This window comes from Pseudomonas fulva NBRC 16637 = DSM 17717, from assembly GCF_000730565.1.
Classification (GTDB): Bacteria; Pseudomonadota; Gammaproteobacteria; order Pseudomonadales; family Pseudomonadaceae; genus Aquipseudomonas; species Aquipseudomonas fulva.
Genome location: NZ_BBIQ01000008.1, coordinates 1 through 25,989, shown reverse-complemented (window position 1 = coordinate 25,989; position 25,989 = coordinate 1). Strand labels below are relative to the sequence as shown.

The 25,989-nt window shown below is 62.4% G+C and carries 20 protein-coding genes and 3 pseudogenes; 16 read left to right on the top strand and 7 right to left on the bottom strand.

What is annotated here, in order from left to right; translation table 11 throughout:
• Positions 1–6: 6 nt before the first annotated feature.
• The 4 genes and pseudogenes from PFU01S_RS09965 to PFU01S_RS21750 all read left to right on the top strand — a co-directional run.
• Complete coding sequence (locus PFU01S_RS09965) at positions 7–558, top strand: hypothetical protein (RefSeq protein ID WP_027913795.1); 552 nt, start codon at positions 7–9, stop codon at positions 556–558.
• Between the two features lie 135 nt (positions 559–693).
• Positions 694–2,163: an IMP dehydrogenase gene (guaB, locus tag PFU01S_RS09960; RefSeq protein ID WP_023533362.1), complete on the top strand. Its 1,470-nt coding sequence runs from the start codon at positions 694–696 to the stop codon at positions 2,161–2,163.
• Positions 2,164–2,273: 110 nt separating this feature from the next.
• Positions 2,274–3,851, top strand: coding sequence for a glutamine-hydrolyzing GMP synthase (gene guaA / locus PFU01S_RS09955; protein WP_023533313.1), 1,578 nt, complete (start codon positions 2,274–2,276; stop codon positions 3,849–3,851).
• Positions 3,852–4,066: 215 nt separating this feature from the next.
• Positions 4,067–4,359: pseudogene (locus tag PFU01S_RS21750) on the top strand (IS630 family transposase); the annotation flags it as partial.
• 116 nt (positions 4,360–4,475) lie between these two features.
• On the opposite strand, the gene PFU01S_RS09950 reads toward PFU01S_RS21750, so the two are convergent.
• A complete protein-coding gene (locus PFU01S_RS09950; protein ID WP_028687075.1) occupies positions 4,476–4,970 on the bottom strand; it encodes a hypothetical protein in 495 nt (164 codons plus the stop codon).
• A 285-nt stretch (positions 4,971–5,255) separates the two neighbouring features.
• Between PFU01S_RS09950 and PFU01S_RS22140 the strand changes: the two are divergent.
• Positions 5,256–5,390, top strand: a pseudogene (locus tag PFU01S_RS22140) (IS5/IS1182 family transposase); the annotation flags it as partial.
• Positions 5,391–5,552: 162 nt separating this feature from the next.
• Positions 5,553–5,837, top strand: coding sequence for an arginase family protein (locus PFU01S_RS09945; RefSeq protein ID WP_132578335.1), 285 nt, complete (start codon positions 5,553–5,555; stop codon positions 5,835–5,837).
• 481 nt (positions 5,838–6,318) lie between these two features.
• Here the strand turns inward: PFU01S_RS09945 and PFU01S_RS23020 are convergent, their stop codons facing one another.
• From PFU01S_RS23020 to PFU01S_RS09935, 3 genes and pseudogenes are all read right to left on the bottom strand, one after another.
• Entirely contained in the window at positions 6,319–7,551 is a 1,233-nt protein-coding gene (locus PFU01S_RS23020) for a methyl-accepting chemotaxis protein (RefSeq protein WP_490808016.1), read from the bottom strand.
• Between the two features lie 162 nt (positions 7,552–7,713).
• Positions 7,714–8,106 (bottom strand): annotated as a pseudogene (locus tag PFU01S_RS23015) (cache domain-containing protein); the annotation flags it as partial.
• A gap of 387 nt (positions 8,107–8,493) precedes the next feature.
• Entirely contained in the window at positions 8,494–9,723 is a 1,230-nt protein-coding gene (locus PFU01S_RS09935) for an FAD-dependent oxidoreductase (RefSeq protein ID WP_028687078.1), read from the bottom strand.
• A 138-nt stretch (positions 9,724–9,861) separates the two neighbouring features.
• On the opposite strand from PFU01S_RS09935, the gene PFU01S_RS09930 reads away from it, so the two are divergent.
• Entirely contained in the window at positions 9,862–10,797 is a 936-nt protein-coding gene (locus tag PFU01S_RS09930) for a LysR family transcriptional regulator (RefSeq protein WP_027913802.1), read from the top strand.
• A 56-nt stretch (positions 10,798–10,853) separates the two neighbouring features.
• On the opposite strand, the gene PFU01S_RS09925 is transcribed toward PFU01S_RS09930, so the two are convergent.
• A complete protein-coding gene (locus PFU01S_RS09925; protein WP_033736815.1) occupies positions 10,854–12,800 on the bottom strand; it encodes a putative bifunctional diguanylate cyclase/phosphodiesterase in 1,947 nt (648 codons plus the stop codon).
• Positions 12,801–12,988: 188 nt separating this feature from the next.
• Positions 12,989–13,936 (bottom strand): helix-turn-helix transcriptional regulator, encoded by a 948-nt coding sequence (locus PFU01S_RS09920; protein ID WP_027913804.1) that lies wholly within the window; start codon positions 13,934–13,936, stop codon positions 12,989–12,991.
• A gap of 176 nt (positions 13,937–14,112) precedes the next feature.
• On the opposite strand from PFU01S_RS09920, the gene PFU01S_RS09915 reads away from it, so the two are divergent.
• From PFU01S_RS09915 to tadA, 6 genes are all read left to right on the top strand, one after another.
• Positions 14,113–14,547: a hypothetical protein gene (locus PFU01S_RS09915; RefSeq protein WP_028687080.1), complete on the top strand. Its 435-nt coding sequence runs from the start codon at positions 14,113–14,115 to the stop codon at positions 14,545–14,547.
• 16 nt (positions 14,548–14,563) lie between these two features.
• On the top strand, positions 14,564–15,223 hold the full coding sequence (locus tag PFU01S_RS09910; RefSeq protein ID WP_027913806.1) for a hypothetical protein: 660 nt from the start codon (positions 14,564–14,566) through the stop codon (positions 15,221–15,223).
• Positions 15,216–15,893: a hypothetical protein gene (locus PFU01S_RS09905; protein WP_028687081.1), complete on the top strand. Its 678-nt coding sequence runs from the start codon at positions 15,216–15,218 to the stop codon at positions 15,891–15,893. Before PFU01S_RS09910 ends, PFU01S_RS09905 begins: the two co-directional genes overlap by 8 nt.
• Positions 15,890–17,323: a M48 family metallopeptidase gene (locus PFU01S_RS09900; RefSeq protein ID WP_033736824.1), complete on the top strand. Its 1,434-nt coding sequence runs from the start codon at positions 15,890–15,892 to the stop codon at positions 17,321–17,323. Before PFU01S_RS09905 ends, PFU01S_RS09900 begins: the two co-directional genes overlap by 4 nt.
• Positions 17,324–17,477: 154 nt before the next feature.
• Positions 17,478–18,860 (top strand): multicopper oxidase family protein, encoded by a 1,383-nt coding sequence (locus PFU01S_RS09895; protein ID WP_028687082.1) that lies wholly within the window; start codon positions 17,478–17,480, stop codon positions 18,858–18,860.
• Positions 18,860–19,339 (top strand): tRNA adenosine(34) deaminase TadA, encoded by a 480-nt coding sequence (gene tadA / locus PFU01S_RS09890; protein ID WP_023533384.1) that lies wholly within the window; start codon positions 18,860–18,862, stop codon positions 19,337–19,339. The genes PFU01S_RS09895 and tadA overlap by 1 nt, the downstream gene beginning before the upstream one ends.
• 9 nt (positions 19,340–19,348) lie before the next feature.
• Here tadA and mltF read toward each other — a convergent pair whose 3' ends face one another.
• Positions 19,349–20,806, bottom strand: coding sequence for a membrane-bound lytic murein transglycosylase MltF (gene mltF, locus PFU01S_RS09885; RefSeq protein ID WP_028687083.1), 1,458 nt, complete (start codon positions 20,804–20,806; stop codon positions 19,349–19,351).
• Between the two features lie 354 nt (positions 20,807–21,160).
• Between mltF and purL the strand changes: the two genes are divergently transcribed.
• From purL to PFU01S_RS22370, 3 genes are all read left to right on the top strand, one after another.
• Complete coding sequence (purL, locus tag PFU01S_RS09880; protein WP_027913811.1) at positions 21,161–25,060, top strand: phosphoribosylformylglycinamidine synthase; 3,900 nt, start codon at positions 21,161–21,163, stop codon at positions 25,058–25,060.
• A 3-nt stretch (positions 25,061–25,063) separates the two neighbouring features.
• Positions 25,064–25,375 carry a YqfO family protein gene (locus PFU01S_RS09875; protein ID WP_028687084.1) on the top strand — a complete coding sequence of 104 codons (312 nt, stop codon included), beginning with the start codon at positions 25,064–25,066 and terminating at the stop codon, positions 25,373–25,375.
• A gap of 434 nt (positions 25,376–25,809) precedes the next feature.
• On the top strand, positions 25,810–25,971 hold the full coding sequence (locus PFU01S_RS22370; protein ID WP_169741120.1) for a hypothetical protein: 162 nt from the start codon (positions 25,810–25,812) through the stop codon (positions 25,969–25,971).
• Positions 25,972–25,989 lie beyond the last annotated feature (18 nt).

Genomic DNA, 25,989 nt, shown 5'->3' with positions numbered 1-25,989 from the left:
CCGCTCATGAATACCCAAAGCATCATCGTTCCCAGGCAGTCCACCGTCCCGGTGCACGAGGCCCGCGCCCGCGCCATCCTGCGCTGGCTGGTCCGCGAAAAGGTCGTGGAAGAGCAGCTGACCACCTGCGGGCGTACCGGCAACCGCATGGCCCATGCCCTTGGGCCAGGTGCTCGCAAGGTGGCGCTGCACCCCGACAAACTGCCCTTCGGTGCGCCGGTCAACGGCCTTGAGGTGATGCTCAAGCGCTGCATCTATACGCCCACCGAAGGCTTCAAGGAAGAGGCAGGCTGCCCGCAGTGCCGGCGGGAAGTGGGCGAGCCGTTGTTCGACAGCCTGGAAGAGTGGATGCCTGGGGTCAGCGACAACTTCACGTGCCCGCTGTGCGGGTTCGAAGACGACATCAATGGCTTTCTGTTCCTGCAACCCTGTGCCTTTTCCAACCTGGGCTTCATCTTCAACAACTGGGGCGATGCCGGGTTCACCCAGGCGTTCATCGACAGCTTCGCCGATTGGCTGGACCAACCGGTGGCGGTGGTGCAGGTCCGGCTCGCCTGACGAGCGGCCGGGCAGGGCGGTAGCGCGCAGGGCAGCAACGGCCACTTGTAACTTCAGGCTTGATTTACATTGAGTGGCACGGCACGCATGAGTATAATGGCGCGCTTCCATTTTTCCCGCCCGGGAGCCCCCGCGATGTTGCGTATCAGCCAAGAAGCCCTGACCTTCGACGATATTCTCCTTGTACCTGGTTATTCCGAGGTACTGCCCAATGAAGTCAGTCTCAAGACCCGTTTGACCCGTGGCATCGAGCTGAACATCCCGCTGGTCTCCGCTGCCATGGACACCGTCACCGAAGCGCGCCTGGCCATCGCCATGGCCCAGGAAGGCGGTATCGGCATCATCCACAAGAACATGACCATCGAGCAGCAGGCCGGCGAAGTGCGCAAGGTCAAGAAGTTCGAGGCTGGCGTGGTCAAGGACCCGATCACCATCGAGGCCGACGCCACCGTGCGTGACCTGTTCGACCTGACGCGCCTGAACAACATTTCCGGCGTGCCTGTGCTGGAAAACGGTGACCTGGTCGGTATCGTGACCTCCCGCGACGTGCGCTTCGAAAGCCGCCTGGACGCCAGGGTCCGCGAAGTGATGACGCCCAAGGAACGCCTGGTCACCGTCCGCGAGGGCGCGGACAAGAACGAGGTGCGCGAGCTGCTGCACAAGCACCGCCTCGAGAAAGTGCTGATCGTCGACGAGCACTTCAGCCTCAAGGGCATGATGACCGTCAAGGACATCGAGAAGGCCAAGGCCTATCCATTGGCCAGCAAGGACGACCAGGGTCGTCTGCGCGTTGGCGCTGCTGTCGGCACCGGCAAGGACACCGGCGAGCGTGTTGCCGCCCTGGTCGCCGCTGGCGTGGACGTGGTCGTGGTCGACACCGCTCACGGGCACTCCAAGGGCGTGATCGAGCGCGTGCGCTGGGTCAAGCAAACCTACCCGCAGGTGCAGGTGATCGGCGGCAACATCGCCACCGGCGCGGCTGCCAAGGCCCTGGCCGAAGCCGGCGCGGACGCGGTCAAGGTCGGTATCGGCCCTGGCTCGATCTGCACCACCCGTATCGTGGCCGGTGTCGGCGTGCCGCAGATCAGCGCCATCGCCAACGTCGCCGCTGCGCTTGAAGGCACCGGTGTGCCATTGATCGCCGACGGCGGCATCCGCTTCTCCGGTGACCTGTCCAAGGCCATCGTCGCCGGTGCCAGCTGCGTGATGATGGGTTCGATGTTCGCCGGTACCGAAGAAGCGCCGGGCGAAGTCGAACTGTTCCAGGGCCGCTCCTACAAGGCCTACCGTGGCATGGGTTCGCTGGGCGCCATGGCGCAGTCGCAAGGCTCCTCCGACCGTTACTTCCAGGACTCCTCGGCCGGTGCCGAGAAGCTGGTCCCCGAAGGTATCGAAGGCCGCGTGCCGTACAAGGGCGCACTGGCCGCGATCATTCACCAGCTGATGGGCGGCCTGCGTTCGTCCATGGGCTACACCGGCAGTGCCACCATCGAAGAGATGCGCACCAAGCCGGAATTCGTACGCATCACGGGCGCCGGCATGGCCGAGTCCCACGTTCACGACGTGCAGATCACCAAGGAAGCCCCCAACTACCGGGTTGGCTGATTGCTCAGCGGTAAGCTCCAGACGGTGGCTGCGTTCGCGCAGCCACTGCGTTTTCCCCGATCAACTTGCAGCTTGCAGCTTCAAGCTCGCAGCTGAATCAGAGATTCCCCATGGCCCTCGATATTCACGCTCACCGGATCCTCATCCTCGATTTCGGCTCCCAGTACACCCAGCTGATCGCCCGCCGCGTGCGCGAGATCGGCGTGTACTGCGAACTGCACCCGTTCGACATGGACGATGAAGCGATCCGCGAATTCAACCCGCGCGGCATCATCCTCGCCGGTGGCCCCGAGTCGGTTCACGAAGCCAACAGCCCCCGTGCACCCCAGGCCGTGTTCGACCTGAACGTGCCTGTGCTGGGCATCTGCTACGGCATGCAGACCATGTCCGAACAGATGGGCGGCAAGGTCGAAGGGTCCGACCTGCGTGAGTTCGGTTATGCCCGCGTGGACGTGGTCGGCAAGAGCCGCCTGCTCGACGGCATCGAGGACCATATCGACGCCGACGGCGTACTGGGCCTGGACGTGTGGATGAGCCACGGTGACAAGGTCACCCAGCTGCCGACCGGTTTCCACGTACTGGCCAGCACCCCGAGCTGCCCGATCGCCGGCATGTTCGACGACACACGCGGCTACTACGGCGTGCAGTTCCACCCGGAAGTGACCCACACCAAGCAGGGCGGTCGCATCCTGTCCCGTTTCGTGCAGGACATCTGCGGCTGTGAAGCCCTGTGGACCCCGTCCAACATTGTCGAGGACGCCATCGCCCAGGTGCGTGAGCAAGTGGGGTCGGCCAACGTCCTGCTCGGCCTGTCCGGCGGCGTGGACAGTTCGGTGGTCGCGGCCCTGCTGCACCGCGCCATCGGCGACCAGCTGACCTGCGTCTTCGTCGACAACGGCCTGCTGCGCCTGCACGAGGGTGACCAGGTGATGGCCATGTTCAAGGAGAACATGGGCGTCAAGGTGATCCGTGCCGACGCTGAACAGCAGTTCCTCGACAACCTGGCCGGCGAAGCCGACCCGGAGAAGAAGCGCAAGATCATCGGCCGCACCTTCATCGACATCTTCGATGCCGAGGCCAGCAAGCTGCCCAACATCCAGTTCCTCGCCCAGGGCACCATCTACCCGGACGTGATCGAATCGGCTGGCGCCAAGAGTGGCAAGGCCCACGTGATCAAGTCCCACCACAACGTCGGTGGCCTGCCGGAGGAAATGAACCTCAAGCTGGTCGAACCACTGCGTGAGCTGTTCAAGGATGAAGTGCGCAAGATCGGCCTTGAACTCGGCCTGCCCTACGACATGGTCTACCGCCACCCATTCCCAGGCCCGGGCCTGGGTGTGCGCATCCTGGGTGAAGTGAAGAAAGAATACGCCGACATTCTGCGTCGCGCGGACCATATCTTCATCGAAGAGCTGCGCAAGGCTGATTGGTACCACAAGACCAGCCAGGCCTTCGTGGTGTTCCAGCCAGTGAAATCGGTTGGTGTGGTCGGTGACGGCCGTCGCTACGCCTGGGTCGTCGCCCTGCGCGCCGTCGAGACCGTGGACTTCATGACCGCGCGTTGGGCTCATCTGCCTTACGAACTGCTGGAAACCGTGAGCGGCCGTATCATCAACGAGATCGACGGTATCTCGCGGGTGACCTACGACGTGTCGAGCAAGCCGCCGGCGACGATTGAGTGGGAGTGATCCTGCGTCCGGTATAGCCCGGCACGATCTAGCAAAAAATGCCCTGAAGCCCGCGTAATTGCGGGCTTTTGGCTTTTTGCGTTTGGCAAATTCGGATAGAGTTCTGCATCGCCAAGCACGGTGTTTGTGTGACATGGTACGGGGTATTGACTGCATCTAATGCCATGCATGACGCTCAATACCATGTCGTTTGCCTCAGTATTGACACTGTATCGAAAGTCAGGGCCTGGCTCGCGGCGCGTCCGCGCTACAACATGCACTTCACACCGACTCCGGCCTCGTGCCTGAATGGGGTCGAGCGCTTTTTCTCAACGCTGAGCGAGAAATGGATCAAGCGGCAGGCACAGGTTAGCGTCAAAGATCTATAAGCATCCATTGCGCAGGACTTGGAAACGTACAACCAGAACCCGGAGCCATTCCGGTGGCGCCAGAAGCTGATGACATCCTCACCTCAGCCGCTCGTGCAAGCAAGAGCCCTGGGCAAATGATGTGTCCACAGTACTTATGAAACACCACACGAGTGCCCCGAACGGTTAGTTCGTTTATCTGTTTAAATAACTCGCCCAATGTTTCAGGGGCTTTTGGATTAACGAACTTCCCGAGCGGAACACGGGTCATTGCTATTTAGTCTTTGATATTCCATTGGCCAATATTCGTCTTGTCATCCATGAACCTCAAGACCCCCCCCTCAATACTCAATGGTTTACCCGTCCCAGGGTCTCCTTGCCAGATCTCGTAATAATCGTCCTTGTCGACGAACGTCACGGGGTCGTACTTTTTACTGTAGGGCCTCACCCATCCGCTTTTGCTATCGAGGTACTGACCCTTCAAGTGCTCGCAGGCAACTTTAAGGTAACCACCCCAGTTACCGTCTTTTTCCCAGCTGTCTACAATTTCTACCCATAAAGTAGCCCTTAATTTGCCGCCGAGGTGATCTAGGTACTCTGGGCCCATTTCTGTATGCTGTGCGACCATTTGACCTTTAGTCACCTTGGCTACATCACCACCGTCAAGACCGATGCCTAGCCCATCATCATCGGTAAACCTCACAATGGCTTTAGATTCATTCTCGTCATTGCCAAAGTAAAGTTTAAAGGCAGACTCTCTTCGCTTTCCCATAAGACACCTCTATTTTGCTGATGAAGGTTACAGCTGTGGAAAAAGACAGTATTTTCATGCCCCAGCGTCATTGTTAATGACGCAGAAGACAAAATCGAAACTCATTGAAAAATAGACGCGGGCAGCCTGTCTAGGTTTTCAAGTCTGTCTTTCGTCGTACCTAACGTAATGCGCCCTTATAGATTTTCATACTGGCAAAAATATCAGTTGATTAACCGCCGTGTTAGCGTAATGGCCGCGGAGAGGAAGTCGCCGGTCAAGTCCTGCAGTGTGATGACGCCTGACCGCCTGACCCTGAGGGCCCCGATACCTGAAGACATCACGAACATGACATTCCGGCACCTACTGGAATAGCATCCACTGACCTGCGCGAGGCTCGCGGTCATTAACGGTTATCTTCAAGATAAAGGCCTGTCGCTACTTCCCGAATGCAAGTGCTGATGCATGATGGGGGTGTCGTTTGGCTGGCGGCGCGCCGGTTGAACCAAGGCAAATTCAACGGGTCGCTCGTGTAGCAAGAGCGCTGGGTAATTGATGTTTCCATGGTACTTATAAAACACCCCACTCGCTGCGCAGGTGAAGGTGCATATTGACCCGAAGAAGGTGATGTTCGCATGGCTGCGGAACGATGGTCTGACATGTCAGGGGGCTGAGTTCATCGAGCGCTATAGCCTGAACGTTGCGCCGCCAGAAGCGCAGATCTTATCTAGTGCAAGCGTGCTGGAGTGGAACCGCGTCAACGAGATCAAGCATCTGGCCATCCAATTCGATCTGGATGTCCTGGATCCGACTGAGTGTCGCTCGGTCTTCTTCGGCGAGCCTAACCCGGCCTGCGACCCTTACGAGGCTTCCCTGCAGGGAAAATGAGCTTCGCCCAAGGCGTGCGATTAATCAACGGTGTATCCAAGGCGACTGATGTGGTTGGTTTGGGTATCACCGAGCACCTGCCGTGAGACGCCATCACGCTCAAGGGTAGATTGGCTGAGATCCCGATCCTGAAGTAGTTCTCTAGAAAAGAAAGAGCCAGCTTCTGCTGGCTCATTCAAGCCAGTATGGGTTCCCAACTCAGGCGCCATGAATCACCCTTGATCTCATAGCCACTACCATGCATTTGCTCGGCTGGCCGAGATTGGCTATTGAGACGACGCAGACGAAAGGCTGCTTTTGGAATAGCGTGGGCGTGATCCACGCCATTTAGCAACAGCGTGTTGGCCACCGAGCTATTGCGCTGAAGCGCTTTCGGCTCCCTTACAGGAGGCCGGAAGGGACGGGGCCGCTTAGCGGCCCCATTTGCATTGGATAACAGCCTTTCACTCAATGCTTGGCTGCCAAGCCCAAGCCCCAAGTCCTAACGACCGCCGCGACTCAACCCACCCAGCCGCGCCGAAATCGACTGCATCCCCTTGCCCAACTCCCTGAGCGTACTCGCATCCCGGGCGCCTTCTTCACTGGCCGCATGGATCCGTACCGCCAGCTCGTTGATTTCCTGCGTCACGTGGCTCTGCTCCTGGGCGGCGACGGCGATCTGCTGGGCGCGCTGGACGATGTCGTCGAAACTGCCCACGGTGGTGCCCAGGGTCGTGGCCACGCCCACGGCCTGCTGCACCGACTCGCGAGTGCGCTGCGCACCGTGCTGCATGGTGGTGACCGCAGCGTACGATGCCTCGCGTAGATGGGTGATCATTTCCTGGATTTCGTTGGCAGACGTTTGTGTACGGCCGGCAAGCGTGCGCACCTCATCGGCTACCACCGCAAAGCCGCGGCCTTGTTCGCCAGCGCGGGCGGCCTCGATGGCAGCGTTGAGCGCCAACAGGTTGGTCTGCTGGGAGATCGACTTGATCACCTCCAGCACGCCGCCTACGCGCTCGATGTCTTCGCCTAGCTGGGTGATCGCGGTGGCCGCGCCCGAGATGTCGGTCGCCAGGCCTTCGATGGATTCACCGTTGCGACTGACTTGGTCCTGACTCTTCTGCGCCTCGACCAATGAGCTGCGAGCCGTGTCCGAGCAGTCCGTGGTGTTGCGCGCGACCTCATTGGCGCTGGCCGACATTTCGGTGATGGCGGTGGCGAGCAGGGTGTTGTCCACGCGTTGCGCCTCTGCCCGATCGGCCAGGCCAGTGGACAGTTGCGCCAGCTCGTTGGCTTGTTCTTCCAGTGACACCGACTCCTCGGCTATGTGGCGCAGCATGGCCTGCAGAGAGCCGGCGTACTGGTTGACGGCCGTGCGCAACGCGCCCAGCTCATCATTGCGCACAACGTCTAGCTGAGCACCCGCCTGGCCGCCTTGACCCAGGCTTTCGATTTGCGCCGTGGTTTCGTCGATCTGGGTGAGCAGCCGCTTGCCCGCCAGCCATGCCAGCCCCAGCAAAATGGCCAGTAAGGGCAGCAGGAACAGCAGGATCTGGCCGGTGAGCTTGTTCGCCAGGCCGACAACACGAGCTTCGGGGGTGACCAAGCCAATGCGCCAGCCAGTGCCTTCCATGGTAGCCAGGGTGACGTAGGCCGGCCCATCGAGGCGCGCATCGTTATCCAGATAAAGGGTGGTGGTGCCAGCCGGCTTGCTCGCCAGGCTATCGGCCACTGGCTTGAACCACGGTTGTTCCTGGCTCAGGCCGGCAAGGGTCGGCAAGCCCTTGGCGCTCTTTGCATCGGGGAAGAACAGCAGGTTACCTGAGGCGTCGACCGCAAAGGCGTAGCCACCGGTGACATTGCCGTTGGCCTTGAGGAAGGCCGCAAGGCCGTCGAGCTTCAGGTCAATGGTGGCGACGCCGGCGAACGCGCCTTGGGCGTGATAGGGCACGCTGCACGTCGTCATGGCGACGCCACTGACCGGGTCCTGGTACCCATCCGACCAGACACAGCGGCCCAAGGGCGCGGCTTTGGCGCCGATGTACCAGGACTCAGCCTGATACGGCGCGGTTTGCGCAGCGTTGTACTCGTCCGAGTAATCCAACCCATTGCTGGCGTTGCGTGCCCAGAAAAAACTGCGGCGTTCGGTGCCGGCAACGAAGCTGTTGGGTTCTGGCCACAGCCCGCCGCCTGCAATGGCGGTATCGCCTTGGCTGTCGATCACGTTGGGCAAGTTCGCCTTGATCAGGTTCTCGTCGCGGGGCAGGGTCTCGGCCAGGTGCGCCATTGCAGCCGCGGTGCCCTCGATGCGGTTCACCTGCATGGCCAGCTGGCGGGTGATGGCGCTGGCCGACTGTTCCGCCGCCTCGGTGCCAGCTGCAACCAGTTCAGGCTTGCCGCCCAGGGTCATGACGCTATAGATCGCCAATGCGGTGAGTGCCAGCAACGTCAGGATTCCCAGGGTCATGCGCCCGGAGATGCGATTGGGAAGTAGCGACATGCTGAAGCTCCACAAAATTTAGGTTGGCTTTCATTGATTACGGCAGCCAAGCCCGATAGTTGAGGTGCTACATCATGTTTCGTATGAGCGGACGACCGGTGGCGGCAAAAAGGCTATGAGTCGAGGGGGAATCAGCCAAAGCCGAGCACACCTTCTTATACCCATGAAGCATCGTCATCCTCTCAAACGATAAACGCTGTCCCGGCCGTCTTCAGGCAACGGCGTATCAAGCACCCCTCCCGCCATCGGTAAACCCTGCGCCCATCCCGCGGCCAACACCTGCACGTCCCGCGCTGGGTCGCACGCCCTGACCCTCTCATCGCGCAACCGACACGTCTGGGCATCCGTTGCGAACAAGGCGCGGGCAAAGCCCCGGCCCTGTTCCGAAAGCCGTGCGGTTTTGGGGGCGCGGATCGTTGTAAATACCTCAAACGCCTCGGTGGGCTCGTTGCCGGCAACAGCCAGGCAGCGAGCCAGGTGCCAGGCGTCTTCCAGGGCCTGGCAGGCGCCTTGGCCGGAGGTGGGCAATGGCGCATGCGCAGCGTCGCCGATCAACAGCACGTTCGCGCGGCTCCACGTGTGCAGCGGTTCCAAGTCGTGGACTGCAATTCGCCGGACGGCCTGGATGGGGGTTGCCCGGATGATGCGTGAAACGGGCTCGGGCCATTGGGCGAATTTATGCTCGACCTGCGCCCGGTCATCGGCTTGGCCAGCCCCTTCGTTGGACGGGCATGCTTGCGCAGCGGCCCAATACACCAGGTCAGGTCGAACCGCCACCGCACCGAAGCGCTGCCCCGTTCCCCAGTAATCCTGGATCGACACATCGTCCACCAGTGCACGCGACCCTTGTGCCACGCCGATCCAGTTCACGAACCCTTGATAGCGCGGGGTGTTGTCGCCCGCGACGAACTTGCGTGTCACCGATGCCATGCGCCCGTCCGCACCGATCAGCACGTCTGGGCGGATGCGTGTGCCGTTGCCGAAGCGGGCCACGGCTTGGCCCTGGGCATCCAGGTCGATGGCAACTGCCTGGCAGCCGAATTCGACTGCGATCCCCGCCCGCCTTGCATGTACGAGCAGCACGTCCTGCAAATCCCGGCGCAGCACCGTTACGGTGGGGTAGCCCATGGTTCGGTCCAGCAGTTCGATATCCAGGCCTCCCAACGCATTGCCGGCTGCATCGTACCGGCGCATGGTAAGGGGCCTGCCGCCGACGGCCTGGATAGCGTGCAACACGCCGAGCTGCTCCAGCACAAAGCTGGCGTTGGGCCAGAGCGTCACGCCGGCCCCTCCGGCTGCCGGTACACTGCGGCGCTCAAAGACCCGTGGGTTGTAGCCCTGCTTGCGCAACGCCAGCGCCGCGCTCAGCCCTGCAATGCCTGCACCCACTATCGCTATGTCCACGTTCCAGCCCTCCTTGTTCATTCGCTGCCCCGCGCCAGGTCATTGAGCGCTGGGGGCAAAGAGCAATCGTAGATTTCCCCGCTTCAGATCACTAGCGTGCAAAAATGGGACGTTTTCATACCTCAGGTGGGATAGTCAGTGCGCAATGAGCTCGATCTGAATGCGGTCCGTGTTTATACAGCGGTGGTGGATGAGCAGAGTTTCGTCGGCGCCTCGCGTGTGCTGGCCATGCCGTCTTCGAATGTCAGTCGCCATGTCGCTTCACTGGAGCGACAGCTCGGCACGCGCCTGCTCGAGCGCAGCACCCGTCATCTGCGCATGACCGAAGCGGGGCGGCTGTTATACGCACGGGCCAAGCCCTTGCTCGACGCTTTGCGCAGCACCCAGGAAGCACTCGGTGCTGTACAGCGCGAGCTGCGAGGTCCATTGAAGCTGTGTATGCCGGGTGAGGCTCCCAGGCTGCTGGCGCCCATCCTGGCCGAATTTTGCAGCCTGCACCCTGGCATCGAGCTTGAGTGCGATACCCGGGTGACTGGGCTGCAAGTGCTGCGTGAGGACGTGGACCTGTGCATCCTCTTTCACCGTGGCCGCCAGGAAGACAGCGAGTTCATCACCTGCGAGCTGGCCTGCTTGCCGAGCATCGTGGTCGCTGCCCCGTCTCTGCTGGCCCGTACAGGTATCCCGCAGCACGTTCGAGCGCTGAAGTCGCTGCCTTGCATCACCACGCTCAGCGCGCTCGGCGGGCAACCCTGGCAGTTTCAAGGTGCCAAGGGCGAAATCGTCAAGGTACCGGTGCGCAGCCGTTACCGCGTCAACAGCGGTGAGCTGGCCGTGGCGGGCGCGCGGCAGGGGATAGGGTTTGCGATTGTGGCGGCTTATCCCTGCCAGGACGATCTGGCGGCTGGCCGGTTGCAGGAAGTGGTACTGGATCTGTGCCCGGCGCCTTTGCAGTTGCTGGCGGCGTATAGCCACCGCCATTCAGTGACGGCGCGGGTGCGCGCCCTGCTGGCGTTCATTCGGGAGCGGTTGGAGGCGATGCACAGCTTGCCAGGCGGTTCTGCCGGCGCAGGTTGATCACGGCGTAAAGCGCGGTCACACCGGCAGGCTGTCACAGCCGAAAAAGCGGCCTGTCAGATCGCCTTCACCTTGACCCATTGCTCGGCCTCAAGCCACGCCCCGATCTCGTTGGGGCGCATCGGCCTGGAGAACAGGTAGCCTTGTGCCCAGGTGCAGCCCAGGGTCTTCAGGGTGTTGAGTTCTGCCGCAGTCTCCACGCCTTCGACGATGCACTCCAGTTGCATGTCCTGACACAGGGCAATCAGCGACTTGACGATTTTCAAGCTGGCCGGGTTGAGCTGGATGCCGGTGACGAAGGTGCGGTCCACCTTCAGCTTGGTCAGCGACAACGCATGGATCTGGCTGAGGCTGGAGTAGCCGGTGCCAAAGTCGTCCAGGGAAATGCCGCAGCCCAATTCACGCAGGCGGCTGATGGCGCGCTGGGCTTGTGGCAGGTCCTGGATGGCTGCGGTTTCGGTGATTTCCAGGTCCAGGTACGCAGGGTCGAACCGGCTGCTCCTGATCAACGCCACGATCTGCTGGGCGGCCTCTTCCGAGCCACAGTCATGGGTAGACAGGTTGAAAGACAGGCGCATGCCTGCAGGCCAACTGGCGGCCGTGTCCAGTGCCTTGGTCAGCAGGGGCAGCGTGAGGCGATTGACCATGCCGATGCGCTCGGCGATCGGGATGAAATCACTGGGTGGCACATTACCCAGTTCCGGGCTTTCCCAGCGCGCCAGTGCCTCGAACGCAACGGTTCGCTCGCTGCGGATATCCACGATGGGTTGGAACACCATGTGAAACTCGCGATCAAGGTCCGCCCTGCGCAGGGCCTGCTCGGTCAGCCCTTGTCGATTGAGTTGCTGACGATGGGCAGTGCTGAACAGGCACGCCGTACCAGGGCGATGACGCTTGCTCTGGTACAGCGCGTAGTCGGCATATTCGTACACTTGCGTGGCTGACGATGCCTGATCCGGAAAGGTGGCGATGCCCAGCGACGCACTGATCTGAATGGGGATGTCCACCAGTACGAATGGCTCGCGCATGCGCGTGCAGACCTTCTCGCCAAAGGCGCGTAGCTGCTCGTCATCCAGGGCCTGAGTAATGATCAGGCCGAACTCGTCGCCCCCCAGCCGGCTCAGGTGCACGCTGTCGTCGAGCAACTCGTTGAGGCGCTGACCGACCTGATACAGCAGCCGGTCGCCCACACTGTGGCCATACAGGTCGTTGACTGGCTTGAAACCATCCAGGTCAATCAGCCCGACGGCCAGGCGGGCGCCCTGGTCACCAGCTTGGGTCAACAGCGTGTCGAGCCGGGAGAAGAACTGCCGCCGATTGGCAAGCCCGGTCAGGCTGTCCACGTTGGCCAGCTGCAGGTTTTCCTCGCTGAGCCTGGCCGTTTGCGCCTGCATGTTCACCAGCCGGGTGAAGTCGGTGTATTGCGCCTTGAGGATGACCAGCATGGCGATCGATACCAACAGCACATCGAGCGCGGTGGCAATGAACGTGATGATGGAGGTGGAGGCGAAAAACACCACGAACGCTGTGTTGACCACAGCGGTAGTGGCCAAGGCCGCTGGCAACAGGTGCATCATGCAGAAAATGCAGCCGATCACGGTGATGGCCATGTAGAAGGCGACATGCGCCCGGGTGTAGCTGTCGCCATAGGGAAACAGCGCCAGCGACCAGGCCGTGAAGGCCACGGCAACGAAGGGTGCGAGCGTGTTGGTGCGTTTGAGTGCCGTGACCATCTGGGCCGGGCTGCGCACGCGCCGGCGGGTACGTACCCACTCTATCCCTCGGACCAGGCCGAACACCGTCATGATCATCGGGCAGTACACCACCAGCCAGCGCGGCGCCATCGTGAAGTGGGTGCCCGCCAGCATCAGCGTGTTGATCAGCAGGATGAAGTACATCATGGGCAGCTGGCGCGACAGCGCGATGTATTGCGCCTTGACCAGGTCGGGGTTGTCCTTGGGTACGGACATCAAAGCTCGCAGGCCGAGTAGTGTTTTTTTCATCAGGCGACGCTCTGAAAGTACAACCAGGTGACAAACCGAACGGATTGCCCTTTTTCAGCTTGAAACGAGCAGGGCGGGACGCTGCTCTCACGGACCGTATCGGCCGATCCTCTGGTTGCTGCAATCGTTCAGACTGGTGGCACTTTGATTTCGTTCCCGCCTGCCAACGCCGCGGTGAGTAGCGCCGGTTATTCCGTGCCGGGGGTGTGGCCGAAATAGGCCTTGTAGGCATGGCAGAAGTTCGCCGGGTTGGCATAGCCGATGTGATAGGCGATCTGCGAGATTTGCCATTTGCGTTCCAGTACCAGGAGGCGTGCAAGCTCCAGGCGCTGTTGGCGAATGTACTGCAGGATCGAACAGCCAAACTGCTGGCTGAAGGCCCGGCGCAGGGTGGTCTCGCTCACTTTCAGCTGTTTGGCCAGGGCGGCGACGGACGGCGGGGCAGTGGGGCTGGTGTCCAGCAGCCGACGCGTTTCCAGTGCCAGGTCGCGGCGGCCACGGTCTTGCTGCAGCTCAGGTGTCGGGGCCTGGCTCGACAGATGGCTGGCCAGCTCCAGCACGATCCCCAGGCTCAGGCTTTCGTAGTGCAGGCGGCGCAAGCTCCCGCTGTAGGGCGAGCGATAAAGCTGCTGGAACAGGCGGCTCAGCGAGGGGGACTGGGGCAACTGGTCGAACTGCATGCCATCGGCCAGCAGGGCCAGCAGTGGGTGGAACTGGGGATCGTCCTGAGCCAGTTCGCGCAACGCGTCACCGGCAATGCGCACGCCGGCCATGCGCGCATGGCTGTCGACCGGCAACTGGTCCTGGGCTTCGAGGCTCTCGCTCAGGCCAAGCACGTGCAGCCGACCGGTGTCGTACTGGTTCAGCCTGCCGTCGACCTTGTGCTGCCAGGCGCCGTCGAACACTTGCACGATGCACAGGCTCTCGGGCAGCACCTTGTCGATGCGCAGGGGCTCGGGAAAGTGCAGGTGGCAGTCGAAGTACTGCAAGCCTTGGCGCACGGTCTGTGCCCGATAGTGCCCCGTGGCACTGCCCATCACATGAGCGGCACGCGTATCCAGCACGCCTGCCTGGGCCAGGGAGCCAGGGCTGTCGAAACAGAAGGCGGTATCCAGGTAGGGGGTTAGCGATTGCATGCAGGCTCGGTTTCTCGGTGGGGGCAGCGTCGACCGGAAATGGTAACGCGCGCACATTTTCGACAATAGTCGTTGTGACCAACCGGCTGTTTGTTGTGATGAACGGGCAACTGGGTTGGCAGCCTGGCTATTGAGTCCTTCAATACGCGTTTTGTTGCAGATCAGGAAACAAAATCATGTTCGCTTATCGGAAATGGGCTGCCTTGCTGGTTGCCGCGCTCACCCTGTGTATCGGTCAAGCCCAGGCCGAGGACCGCCCGGACGTGGCCAAGAACGTCGTCGCCTACCTGGGCACTGAAGGGGCCAAGGTGTGGACGCTGCGCATTGGCGATCGCGCGGCCAACGAGGCGCTGGTGCAGGTGGAAGGCGTCGATCACGACTGGGATATGCGCATCCAGAAAATGCACGTCGAGAAAACCGCCACGGATACCCGCTACTGGACCGACGTCGACGGCAAGAAATTCGTCGTGCTGATCATCCAGGGCATGTGGGGGGGCGAGCTGTACCTGCCCGGCGAGGCGCAGCCGCGCCAGGTCGGTTACTCGGAAGGTTTGTCGCATCAGGGCAACGCCGAGGCGTTCCTGACCGATTACCTGGCTGCCAAGAAATAATCGAGGGGCATCGATCATGAGCGAACATACCGATCCACTGGCCGACCTGTCCGGCTCGCTGGGCAACGAGTACGACCAGTCGCGCACGGCCCAGCGCGAGCGCGTGGTTGCCGAGCTTCGGCAAGTGATCGAGCGCGTGCCGGAGCAGAGCGAATTCACCAACTCTCGCCGTTACCGCGTGTGGGGGCCTGTATGGCTGGTCGGTGCCCTGATTCTGTTCGGAATCGGCATCAGCATGCAGCGCACCGGGCCGATCGTGGCCACCGCCTTCATCGTGCTCATCGCCGCTGTTGTGACCTGGCAGCACCGCAACGCCGGTACCCAGGTGTTCATGCGCCTGACGCGCCGCCAACTGTTCGTCGACACGTTGGACGCGCCGGTGGACCTGGCCCAAGTGCAGGACATCTCGGTCAAGGATGAAGGGCTGGTGATGATGCAGACGCTGGAGATGAGCAGCGATGCTGCATTGCCTACCCACCGAGTGGCGAGGCTGCAGTTCTTCGGTAACCAGGCCATGGTTCTGAAAAAGCCGCGCCCCCAGATCCGTATCATGTCGGCTGGGCTGGCGCAGAACGGACGCAAGCTGTCCAACGAAGAAGTGCTGGCCGTGCTGACGGCCTACTGCGATGCCGCCCACGCTCAGCGTCAGCTCGAGCTGCTGCAGGCCAATGGATAATTCCGGCGCCAATGACGACCTGGCCTACCTGCAGGTCCATGCCGTCGGGCCTGATGAGTCGTTCGAGCTGCGTGAGCACTCGCTGGGCAAGGCACTTGCGTGTGCAATCATCGGGCTGGTGGCACTTGGGCTCGGTGGCTGGCTCGCGAGCTTGCCGATGGTCTTCGGCCCGCAGACCTCCACCGCGGTGGTGGTGTTGCTATGGGCATTCGGTGCAGGGCTGGCCGGCATCGGGCTGGTGGCCCTGGTTTGCGCCTGGGCGCTGTATCAGCGCCATGGGCAGTGCGCACTGGCGGTGACCCGTGACACGGTCAGCTTCGCCAACGCCTTGGCCCCTGTACCATGGGAAGCGTTCGAGGGCTTCGATGTCGAACAACGGCGGCTGAGTACGCACCTGGTGTTCAGCCTTGCCGCGTTCGGTGCTGCACCTGTGCTCAAGGCCTCGAGTTTCAAAGCGCTGGCAGCCCCTGATGCCCAGCTGATTGCCGGTGGCCTGCGGCTCAAGGTGTGGGCGTGTAACTTCACCCTGACCGGGCGCAGGCTCACACTGGCAGAACTGGTGGACGTGCTTTACCCCTACCTGCAGGCAGCACAGGCCAGGCGTACCTTGGCACAGTTGTTCCCGGCCGTGGCTCGCCAGGGTGATGCCCTGCGGCGGGCTGGGCCATGAGCAACGGGGCCATACGGCTGCTCAGGCGCCTGGGCTGGGGCTTGGCCCTGCTGCTGTTGCCGCTGCTGGTACTGGGGTGGAGCCAGGTGCAACTCTGGCGCCTCGAGGTGGCACAGGCGCAGGCTCAGGTGATGCGCCAGTGGCTGGATACGCCAAGCGACACGCTCTTGCAGGCCCTGCCCAAGGCCGAGCGTAACCCATACCTGCCCCAGGCAGACCGACGTGAGCGGCTTCAGCGTGAAGTGGACCGCTATGAGGCGGGCCTTGGCGGGCAGTCTCTGCGCAAGGTCCTGGCAGTCACGAGCGGCCTGCTGGCGGTTCTGGCCCTGCTCACTGCGGCAGGGGCGTGGCTCAGGCTCAGACTGGACGCCTGGCGGGCGCTGCGCTCATCTGAGTTCCTGCAGCAGCACATGACCCAGCGTTGGCGTGCCCTGGGCAAGTGGCTGGTACTGCATCTGGGCTTGCTGGCTGCCGCATTGAGCCTTGCCTTGCTGTACGAGCTGAGCGTTGCGACCAGCCGGGTGGCCGAGGGTGGGTTGACGGTGCTGTTCATCGTGTTGCCGCTGGCTTCGTGCGTGCTGGTCTGCCTGCAACTGGCCAGGCGGTTGCATCGACGCTGGCCGCTTGTACTCGATCAGGGCACGTCCTTTCTGGGCAGGGCGCTTGATCGGGACAGTGCAACGGGGGTATGGCGCTGGGTCGAGGGCCTGGCGGCGCAGCTTCAGGCACCGGTCCCCGACAACATCGTGGTTGGCCTCGATCAGGGCTTTTTTGTCACCAGCGTGCCGATTCTGCTTCAGCCTGCAGGCTTGCCGCTGGCAGGTCGCACGCTGTACTTGCCGCTGCCTTACCTGGGCATGCTCAGCCAGGCAGAAGCGGGTGCGGTCATTGGACACGAACTGGGCCATTTCCGGCATCAGGATACCGAACGGGCCAGCCAGACCAATGCACAGTTCAGCATGATGCGCGCCCATTTCTCGGCGCTGGTGGGCGATGACGAGCCCGCGCCCTGGACGCAACGCCCGACGCTGTGGATGGCCTGGCAGTTCCTGCACCATTTCCAGCGTGCGGTACTGCACTGGGGACGGTCGCAAGAGCTGCTGGCAGACCAGGCAGGCGCTGCAGTCGGCGGACAACGGCTGTTTGCGCAGACCTTGCTGCGCATCATTGCGCTGCAGCCTGCGGTCGATACGGTGCTGGCGACGTGCGGTGGACAAGGTATCGATCGAGCCCTGCCTGGCTACCTTGAGCATCACCCGCTGCAGGTGGGCGACGAGGTGCTGGGTGCCGCCATGGCGCACCCCTTCGACACTCACCCTGCAGCCGCTTCCCGCCTGCAGGCGTTGGGTGTTGCGCCCGACCCGGCGCTGCTGTTCGCCGCTACCCGGGCACCGGGCGTCGAGGAGCGCCACTGGTTCGGCCGACTGTGAACGGGGGCGCGCGCTCAAGCCGATTGAGCGCGCCCAGGACACATCGGATTGATCCTTCACTTAATCTTTCCCATTCGCAGGTGTATCGTATTCGCCCTTCTTCATCAGCGCCTGCTGGTGAACTGTTTGTGCCGAACACGAGGTACCCGCTGCGATGTCCTTCACCCGTCGACAAATGCTCAAGGGCCTGACCGGCCTGGTTGTGGTTGGCCTGGGCGCGGGGGGCGCCGCGCGGTACTGGCTGGGCAAGGTCGAAGATGACAATGCCGGCCATGACTACGAGCTGATCGCAGCGCCCCTTGACGTCGAACTGGTCCCTGGACACACGACTCAAGCCTGGGCGTTCGGGCCCAGTGCCCCTGGGACCGAGCTGCGCGTGCGGCAGGGTACCTGGCTGCGCGTGCGCTTCATCAACCACCTGCCGATCGAGACCACCATCCACTGGCATGGCATCCGCTTGCCGCTGGAAATGGATGGCGTGCCGTATGTGTCGCAATTGCCAGTCAAGCCAGGGGAGTATTTCGACTACAAGTTCCGGGTGCCCGATGCCGGCAGCTACTGGTACCACCCCCATGTCAGCAGCTCCGAAGAGCTGGGCCGGGGCCTGGTGGGCCCGCTGATCGTCGAGGAGCGCGAACCCACCGGTTTCAAGCATGAGCGCACGCTCAACCTCAAGACCTGGCATGTGGACGAGCAGGGGGGCTGGATGCCGTTCAGCGTCCCGCGCGAGGCGGCGCGCAATGGGACGGCAGGGCGGCTGATCACCATCAACGGCCAAGCCGATGCCGTGACCGAGCTGCCGGCAGGGCAGGTGGTGCGCGTGCGCCTGCTGAACCTGGACAACACCTGGACGTACCGCATCAACCTCAAGGGCAACTGCGAAGCGCGGATCTACGCGCTCGATGGCAACCCCGTCACCCCCCGGCCATTGGAGGATGACTACTGGCTGGGGCCTGGCATGCGCATTTGCCTGGCGATCCGCATTCCCGAGGCCGGCGAAGAGATCTCCCTTCGCGATGGCTTCGTGCGCCTGGGCACCCTGCGCGCGGTGGCCAACCCGGATGCGCCCAGCGACTGGCCAGCGGCGCTGCCGCCCAACCCCATCGCCGAGCCGGACCTGGAAAACGCCGAAAAGCTCAACTTCAACTTCGAGTGGGCAGGCAAGGTGTCGGTCGGCACCGACCAGGGCAAGCCGCCGAGCCTGTGGCAGATCAACGGTCAGGCCTGGGACATCACCGACAAGACCTGCGCCGATCGCCCGATCGCGACGCTGACCAAGGGCAAGAGCTACATTTTCGAATTGAAGAACATGACCCAGTACCAGCACCCCATCCACTTGCACGGCATGAGCTTCAAGGTGATTGGTTCCAACCGGCATGACATCAAGGAGCCGTGGTTCACCGACACCTACCTGCTGGGCAAGAACGAGCGCGCCCAGGTTGCGCTGGTCGCCGATAACCCGGGCACCTGGATGTTCCACTGCCACGTCATCGACCACATGGAAACCGGCCTGATGGCCGCGATCGCGGTGGTCTGATGCGACCGCAGATCATCGACCGCAGCCATGACCAGACCTACATGCGCATGGCGTTGGCGTTGGCCGCCGAGGGCGCCCAGCTGGGCGAGGTGCCGGTGGGCGCTGTGCTGGTGCAGGACGGCCAGGTCATCGGCCAGGGCTTCAACCGCCCGATCACCGACAGCGACCCCAGCGCCCATGCCGAGATGGTGGCGATCCGCGCCGCCGCGCGGGCGGTCGGCAACTACCGCCTGCCGGGTAGCACGCTGTACGTGACCTTGGAGCCGTGCAGCATGTGCGCCGGCTTGATCGTGCATTCGCGGGTGATGCGCGTGGTCTTCGGCGCACTGGAACCCAAGGCCGGGATCGTGCAGAGCCAGGGCCAGTTCTTCGGGCAAGGCTTCCTGAACCACCGTGTGCTGGTAGAGGGGGGCGTGATGGCCGAAGCGTGCGGGCAAGTGCTCAGTGACTTCTTCAAGGCTCGCCGGGCCAAGCCGTGACGTGACCGGCTACAACGGCGCTGATTGCTCTGCCGGTTTAGCCTTGTTCACACCCGGTACATGCAGGTCGCCCTCGGCCACCTGGCCTTCGAGCTGAGGCTGGGTAACCCAGGTGAGAATGTCGTAGTAGCGGCGGATGTTGGCGACGAAGTGCACCGGTTCGCCGCCCCGTGCATAGCCGTACTTGGTCTGGCGGTACCATTGCTTCTGCGCCAGGCGCGGTAGCATCTTCTTCACATCCAGCCACTTGTTGGGGTTGAGCTTTTCGCGCTTGGCCAGGGTGCGCGCATCTTCCAGGTGGCCGCTGCCGACGTTGTAGGCGGCCAGCGCGAACCAGGTGCGGTCGGGCTCCTGGATGCTGTCGTCCAGCTCGGCCTTGATCTTCATGAAGTACTTGGCGCCACCCTTGATGCTCTGCTTGGGGTCCAGGCGGTTGGAAACCCCCATGGCCTGGGCGGTGCGCTGGGTCAGCATCATCAAGCCACGCACGCCGGTCTTGGAGGTGACCTCCGGCTGCCACATGGATTCCTGGTAGCCGATGGCGGCCAACAGGCGCCAGTCCACCTGCTCGACCTTGGCATAGCTCTTGAAATGCTTTTCGTACTTGGGCAAACGTTGCTGCAGGTGCTGGGCGAAGGTGTAGGCGCCCACATAGCCCAGTACGTCGACATGCCCGTAATAGCGGTCCTTCAGGCGCTGCAGGGTGCCATTCTTCTGGGACTTGTCGAGGAATTCGTTCACCTCGTTCAGCAGGCTGTTGTCCTCGCCTGCGGCGACGGCCCAGCGCTGGTCACGAGACTCGCCCAGGTCGAAGGCCACGCGCACATTAGGGAAGTACACCTGGTTCATGGCCAGTTCGTTGGAGTCGACCAGGGTAAGGTCGATCTGCCCTTCGTCGACCATGCGCAGCAGGTCGACCACCTCCACGGCATCGGACTCTTCGTATTGCAGGCCCGGGTACTGTTTTTTCAGCTCGGCCAGCTGATCGGCATGGCTGCTGCCCTTGAGCACCATGATCTTCTTGCCGACCAAGCCTTGGGCGCTGGTCGGGCGCGAGCGGCCATTGCGGTAGATGACCTGAGGCGTCACCTCAAGGTAGGGGTGAGAAAACTTCGCCTGGACCTGGCGCCGTTCGCTGCTGACAAGGCCGGCGGCTGCCAGCACCGGGCCGGACGGCTTGCCAAGGTCGTCGAACAGTTCGTCGAGGTTGTCGGCGGTCTCGATTTCCAGCTTCACGCCCAGGTCATCGGCAAAATGCTTGACCAGTTCGTACTCGAAGCCGGTCTCACCGTTGCGATCCTGGAAATAGGTGGCCGGGCTGTTGCGGGTGATCACGCGCAGCACACCGTCCTCCTTCACGCGCTCGAGGGTACTGGGTTTTTCAACGCAGCCACCAAGCAGCAGAAAGAGTCCGGTTGCGAAAAGCCATCTGGCGCAACGCTGGCGCAAAGCAGTGTGGGTGAACATAGGTTGCAGTATACGCAAAGGACTGGCCGTGCCATATCTCGACAACGGCTAGCTTGTCTGATAGCGCTTACTGGGGTTTGTCACTCGTGCGCACCGTCCAGCGCTGCGTTCATGGTCTGGTACAGGGTGCAGGCCCTGCATCAGAGCGATCGCCCCCCCTTTTGCCAGCCCGGGCAGGCGCTGCCGATGAGCTGCCAACACGGCCCCTGACAAGTGGTAGAACCCCCGGAAATTTTGACCCGCCGGTCCGGTTCCGCCGCCCGGCAGCCATGCGCTACAGCGGGTGCCGCAAGCCAACGAATTAGGCTAGAATGCACGGCCTCCAAGCACACCCCTTCTGAGGCTGTCCCGACGATGTTGATCCTGCGCGGCGCTCCTGCCCTTTCTGCCTTTCGCCACGGTAAGTTACTCGAGCAACTGAGCCAGAAAGTCCCCGCTGTTACTGGTTTGTATGCCGAATTTGCCCACTTCGCCGATACCGACGGCGAGCTGACCGCCGACCAGCAGCAGGTGCTGGGCCGTCTGCTCAAGTACGGCCCGAGCGTACCGGTGCAGGAGCCCGCCGGTCGCCTGTTCCTGGTCGTACCGCGCCTGGGCACCATTTCGCCCTGGGCCAGCAAGGCCAGCGACATCGCCCACAACTGCGGCCTGCAGTCGATCCAGCGCCTGGAGCGCGGCATTGCGTACTACGTTGCCGGTGACCTCAGCGACGCCGAGGCCGAGCAGGTGTCGGCGCAGTTGCACGACCGCATGACCCAGCGCGTGCTGGGCCAGCTTGAGCAGGCCGCCGACATGTTCAGCCACGCCCAGCCAAGGCCCATGACGTCAGTGGACATCCTCGCCGGTGGCCGCGACGCTCTGGCCCAGGCCAACATCGACCTCGGCCTGGCATTGGCCGAGGACGAGGTGGACTACCTGGTCACCGCGTTCCAGGGCCTCAAGCGCAACCCCAACGACATCGAACTGATGATGTTCGCCCAGGCCAACTCCGAGCACTGTCGCCACAAGATCTTCAACGCCAGTTGGGACATCGACGGCCAGGCGCAGGACAAGAGCCTGTTCGGCATGATCAAGAACACCTACCAGATGCACAGCGAAGGTGTGCTGTCGGCGTACAAGGACAACGCTTCGGTCATCGTCGGCAACGTTGCTGGTCGTTTCTACCCGAACCCTGAAACCCGCCAGTATGGTGCGGTGCAGGAGCCGGTACACATTCTGATGAAGGTGGAAACCCACAACCACCCGACCGCCATCGCTCCCTTCTCCGGGGCATCGACCGGTTCTGGCGGCGAAATCCGTGACGAAGGTGCCACCGGCCGTGGCGCCAAGCCCAAGGCCGGCCTCACCGGCTTCACCGTGTCCAACCTGCGCATCCCAGGCTTCGAGCAGCCCTGGGAGCAGGACTACGGCAAGCCTGGCCGCATCGTCGACGCCCTCGACATCATGGTCGAAGGCCCGCTGGGCGGCGCTGCCTTCAACAACGAGTTCGGGCGTCCGGCCCTGACCGGCTACTTCCGTACCTTCGAGCAGTCCATCAACACCCCGCACGGCGAAGAAGTGCGCGGTTACCACAAGCCGATCATGCTGGCCGGCGGCATGGGCAACATCCGCGAAGATCACGTGCAGAAGGGCGAGATCACCGTCGGTGCCAAGCTGATCGTGTTGGGCGGTCCGGCCATGCTGATCGGCCTGGGTGGCGGCGCCGCTTCGTCGGTGGCCACCGGCGCCAGCTCGGCCGACCTCGACTTCGCCTCGGTGCAGCGCGAAAACCCCGAGATGGAGCGCCGTTGCCAGGAGGTCATCGACCGTTGCTGGCAGTTGGGTGAACACAACCCCATCGCCTTCATCCACGACGTGGGGGCGGGCGGTATCTCTAATGCGTTCCCTGAACTGGTGAACGACGGCGGTCGCGGTGGCCGCTTCGAGCTGCGCAACGTGCCCAATGACGAGCCGGGCATGGCCCCGCACGAAATCTGGAGCAACGAATCCCAGGAACGCTATGTACTGGCAGTCAGCGCCGAGGACTTCGAGCGCTTCCAGGCCATCTGCGAGCGCGAGCGCTGCCCGTTCGCAGTCGTCGGCGAGGCGACTGCCGAGCCGCACCTGACTGTGACCGACAGCCACTTTGGCAACACGCCGGTCGACATGCCGCTGGACGTGCTGCTCGGCAAACCGCCGCGCATGCACCGCTCGGTCAGCCGCGAAGCCGAGTTGGGCGACGACTTCGATCCGAGCACCCTGGACCTGGACAGCGCTGCGCAGCGCGTGCTGAACCACCCGGCCGTTGCCAGCAAGAGCTTCCTGATCACCATTGGCGACCGCACCATCACCGGCCTTGTGGCGCGCGACCAGATGGTCGGCCCCTGGCAGGTGCCGGTGGCTGACTGTGCCGTCACCGCCACCAGCTTCGACGTGTACACCGGTGAAGCCATGGCCATGGGCGAGCGTACCCCGCTGGCCCTGCTCGATGCCCCGGCTTCCGGGCGCATGGCCATCGGCGAGGTCCTGACCAACATGGCCGGCGCGCGTATCGACAAACTGTCCGACATCAAGCTGTCGGCCAACTGGATGTCGGCCGCCGGCCACCCGGGCGAAGACGCCCGCTTGTACGACACCGTCAAGGCTGTGGGCATGGAGCTGTGCCCAGAGCTGGGCCTGACGATTCCGGTCGGCAAAGACTCCATGTCGATGAAAACCAAGTGGAGCGAGGACGGCGTGGACAAGAGCGTGACCTCGCCGATGTCGCTGATCGTCAGCGGCTTTGCGCCGGTTACCGACATCCGCGGCACTCTGACCCCGCAATTGCGCATGGACAAGGGCGAGACGGACCTGATCCTGATCGACCTGGGCCGTGGCAAGAACCGCATGGGCGCGTCGATCCTGGCGCAGACCTACGGCAAGCTCGGTGCCCAGGCGCCGGATGTGGACGATGCCGAAGACCTCAAGGCGTTCTTCGCCGTCATCCAGGGCCTGAATGCCGACGGCCACCTGCTGGCCTACCATGACCGCTCCGACGGCGGCCTCTTCGCCACCGTGCTGGAAATGGCCTTCGCGGGTCACTGCGGTCTGGACTTGCACCTCGATCCGCTGACCGACAGCAAGGCCGACATCCCGGCCATCCTGTTCAACGAAGAGCTGGGCGCGGTCATTCAGGTGCGTCAGGACGCTACCCCGGACGTACTGGTCCAGTTCAGCGCCGCTGGCTTGGGTGAGCAGTGCGTGGCGGTGATCGGCAAGCCGGTCAACAACGCCGAAGTCTCCATCAGCCTGAACGGCGAAGTGCTGTTCGATGACGACCGCCGCATGCTTCAGCGCCAGTGGGCTGAGACCAGCTACCAGATCCAGCGCCTGCGCGACAACGCCGATTGCGCGGATCAGGAATTCGACCTGCTGCTCGAAGAAGACAACCCAGGGCTGTCGGTCAAGTTGGGCTTTGATGTCAACGACGACATCGCCGCGCCCTACATCAAGAAAGGCGTGCGCCCGCAAGTGGCCATCCTGCGTGAGCAGGGCGTCAACGGCCAGGTCGAAATGGCGGCTGCCTTCGACCGTGCCGGTTTCGCGGCCATCGACGTGCACATGAGCGACATCCTTGCTGGTCGCGTGGACTTCGAGGCCTTCAAGGGCTTGGTCGCATGTGGCGGCTTCTCCTACGGCGACGTGTTGGGTGCAGGCGAGGGCTGGGCCAAGTCGGCCCTGTTCAACAGCCGTGCGCGTGATGCCTTCCAGGCGTTCTTCGAGCGTAACGACAGCTTCGCCCTGGGGGTGTGCAACGGTTGCCAGATGATGTCCAACCTGCACGAGCTGATTCCGGGCACCGAGTACTGGCCGCACTTCGTGCGTAACCGCTCCGAGCAGTTCGAGGCGCGGGTGGCCATGGTCGAGGTGCAGAAGTCCAACTCGATCTTCCTGCAGGGCATGGCCGGCTCGCGCATGCCGATCGCCATCGCCCACGGCGAGGGCCATGCCGAGTTCGCCAGTGAAGAAGCCTTGCTGGAGGCCGATGTGTCCGGTTGCGTGGCGCTGCGTTACGTGGACAACCACGGCAAGGTCACCGAGGCCTACCCGGCCAATCCCAACGGCTCGCCACGCGGTATCACGGGGCTCACCAGCCGCGACGGCCGCGTGACCATCATGATGCCGCACCCGGAGCGTGTGTTCCGTGCCGTGCAGAACTCGTGGCGCCCGGATGAGTGGCAGGAAGATGCGGCGCTGATGCGTATGTTCCGCAATGCGCGGGTGTGGGTGAACTAAGGCGTGTACAAGCTCGCCTTCTTCGTCCCTGCCAGCCATGTGGAGGTGGTCAAGGCTGCTGTGTTCGCCGCAGGTGGTGGGCACATGGGTGATTATGACCACTGTGCTTGGCAGACCTTGGGCCAGGGCCAGTTTCGTCCATTGGACGGCAGTTCGCCGTTTCTTGGGCGGGCGGGTCAGGTCGAGGTGGTGGAGGAGTGGAGGGTGGAGCTTGTGATGGGCGATGACCTGATTCGTCAGGTTGTTGCTGCGCTCAAGCAGAGTCATCCGTATGAGACGCCGGCCTATGAGGTTTATCGGTTGGTGGACTTTTAATGCTCGTCGTGGTGGGTGAGGGGTGAGTTAGCCTCTTACAGGTTGGGTCGGGAGTTTTGATGGGTTTCGATATCCTGCCTGATGATGTGGAAGTTCTAAGTTCTAAGTTCTAAGTTCTAAGTTCTAAGTTCTAAGTTCTAAGTTCTAAGTTCTAAGTTCTAAGTTCTAAGTTCGGAGTTATATGTTTAGAACTTGAATGCTTAGGTGTGGGTGGTGATAAAGTGTTTAGTCCATTTGCGATGGCGACGCTTAATCACCTTTTCGCCCTTACGGCGAGTCACTTTTTGTCAAACGCGACAAAAAGTAACCAAAAAACGCTGCGCTCCATTCATACGGCCCCTACGCTGCGCTTCGGGGTTCCCTCACTCCGGTCTTGCTCCCGGGAGGACCGCGCTGTAGGCCCCATCCTGGGGCCCAGCGCTTGACAGGCATCCATGCCTGTCACCTCCCTCCGCAAGACCTGCGTTCGGCCTTCTGAAGTCGCGAAGATCAAAAGCAAGATCAAGATCAAGATCAAGATCAAGATCAAGATCAAGATCAAGATCAAGATCAAGATCAAGATCAAGATCAAGATCAAGATCGAGCGCCGCACATAGTTATACATGTCCTGTAGG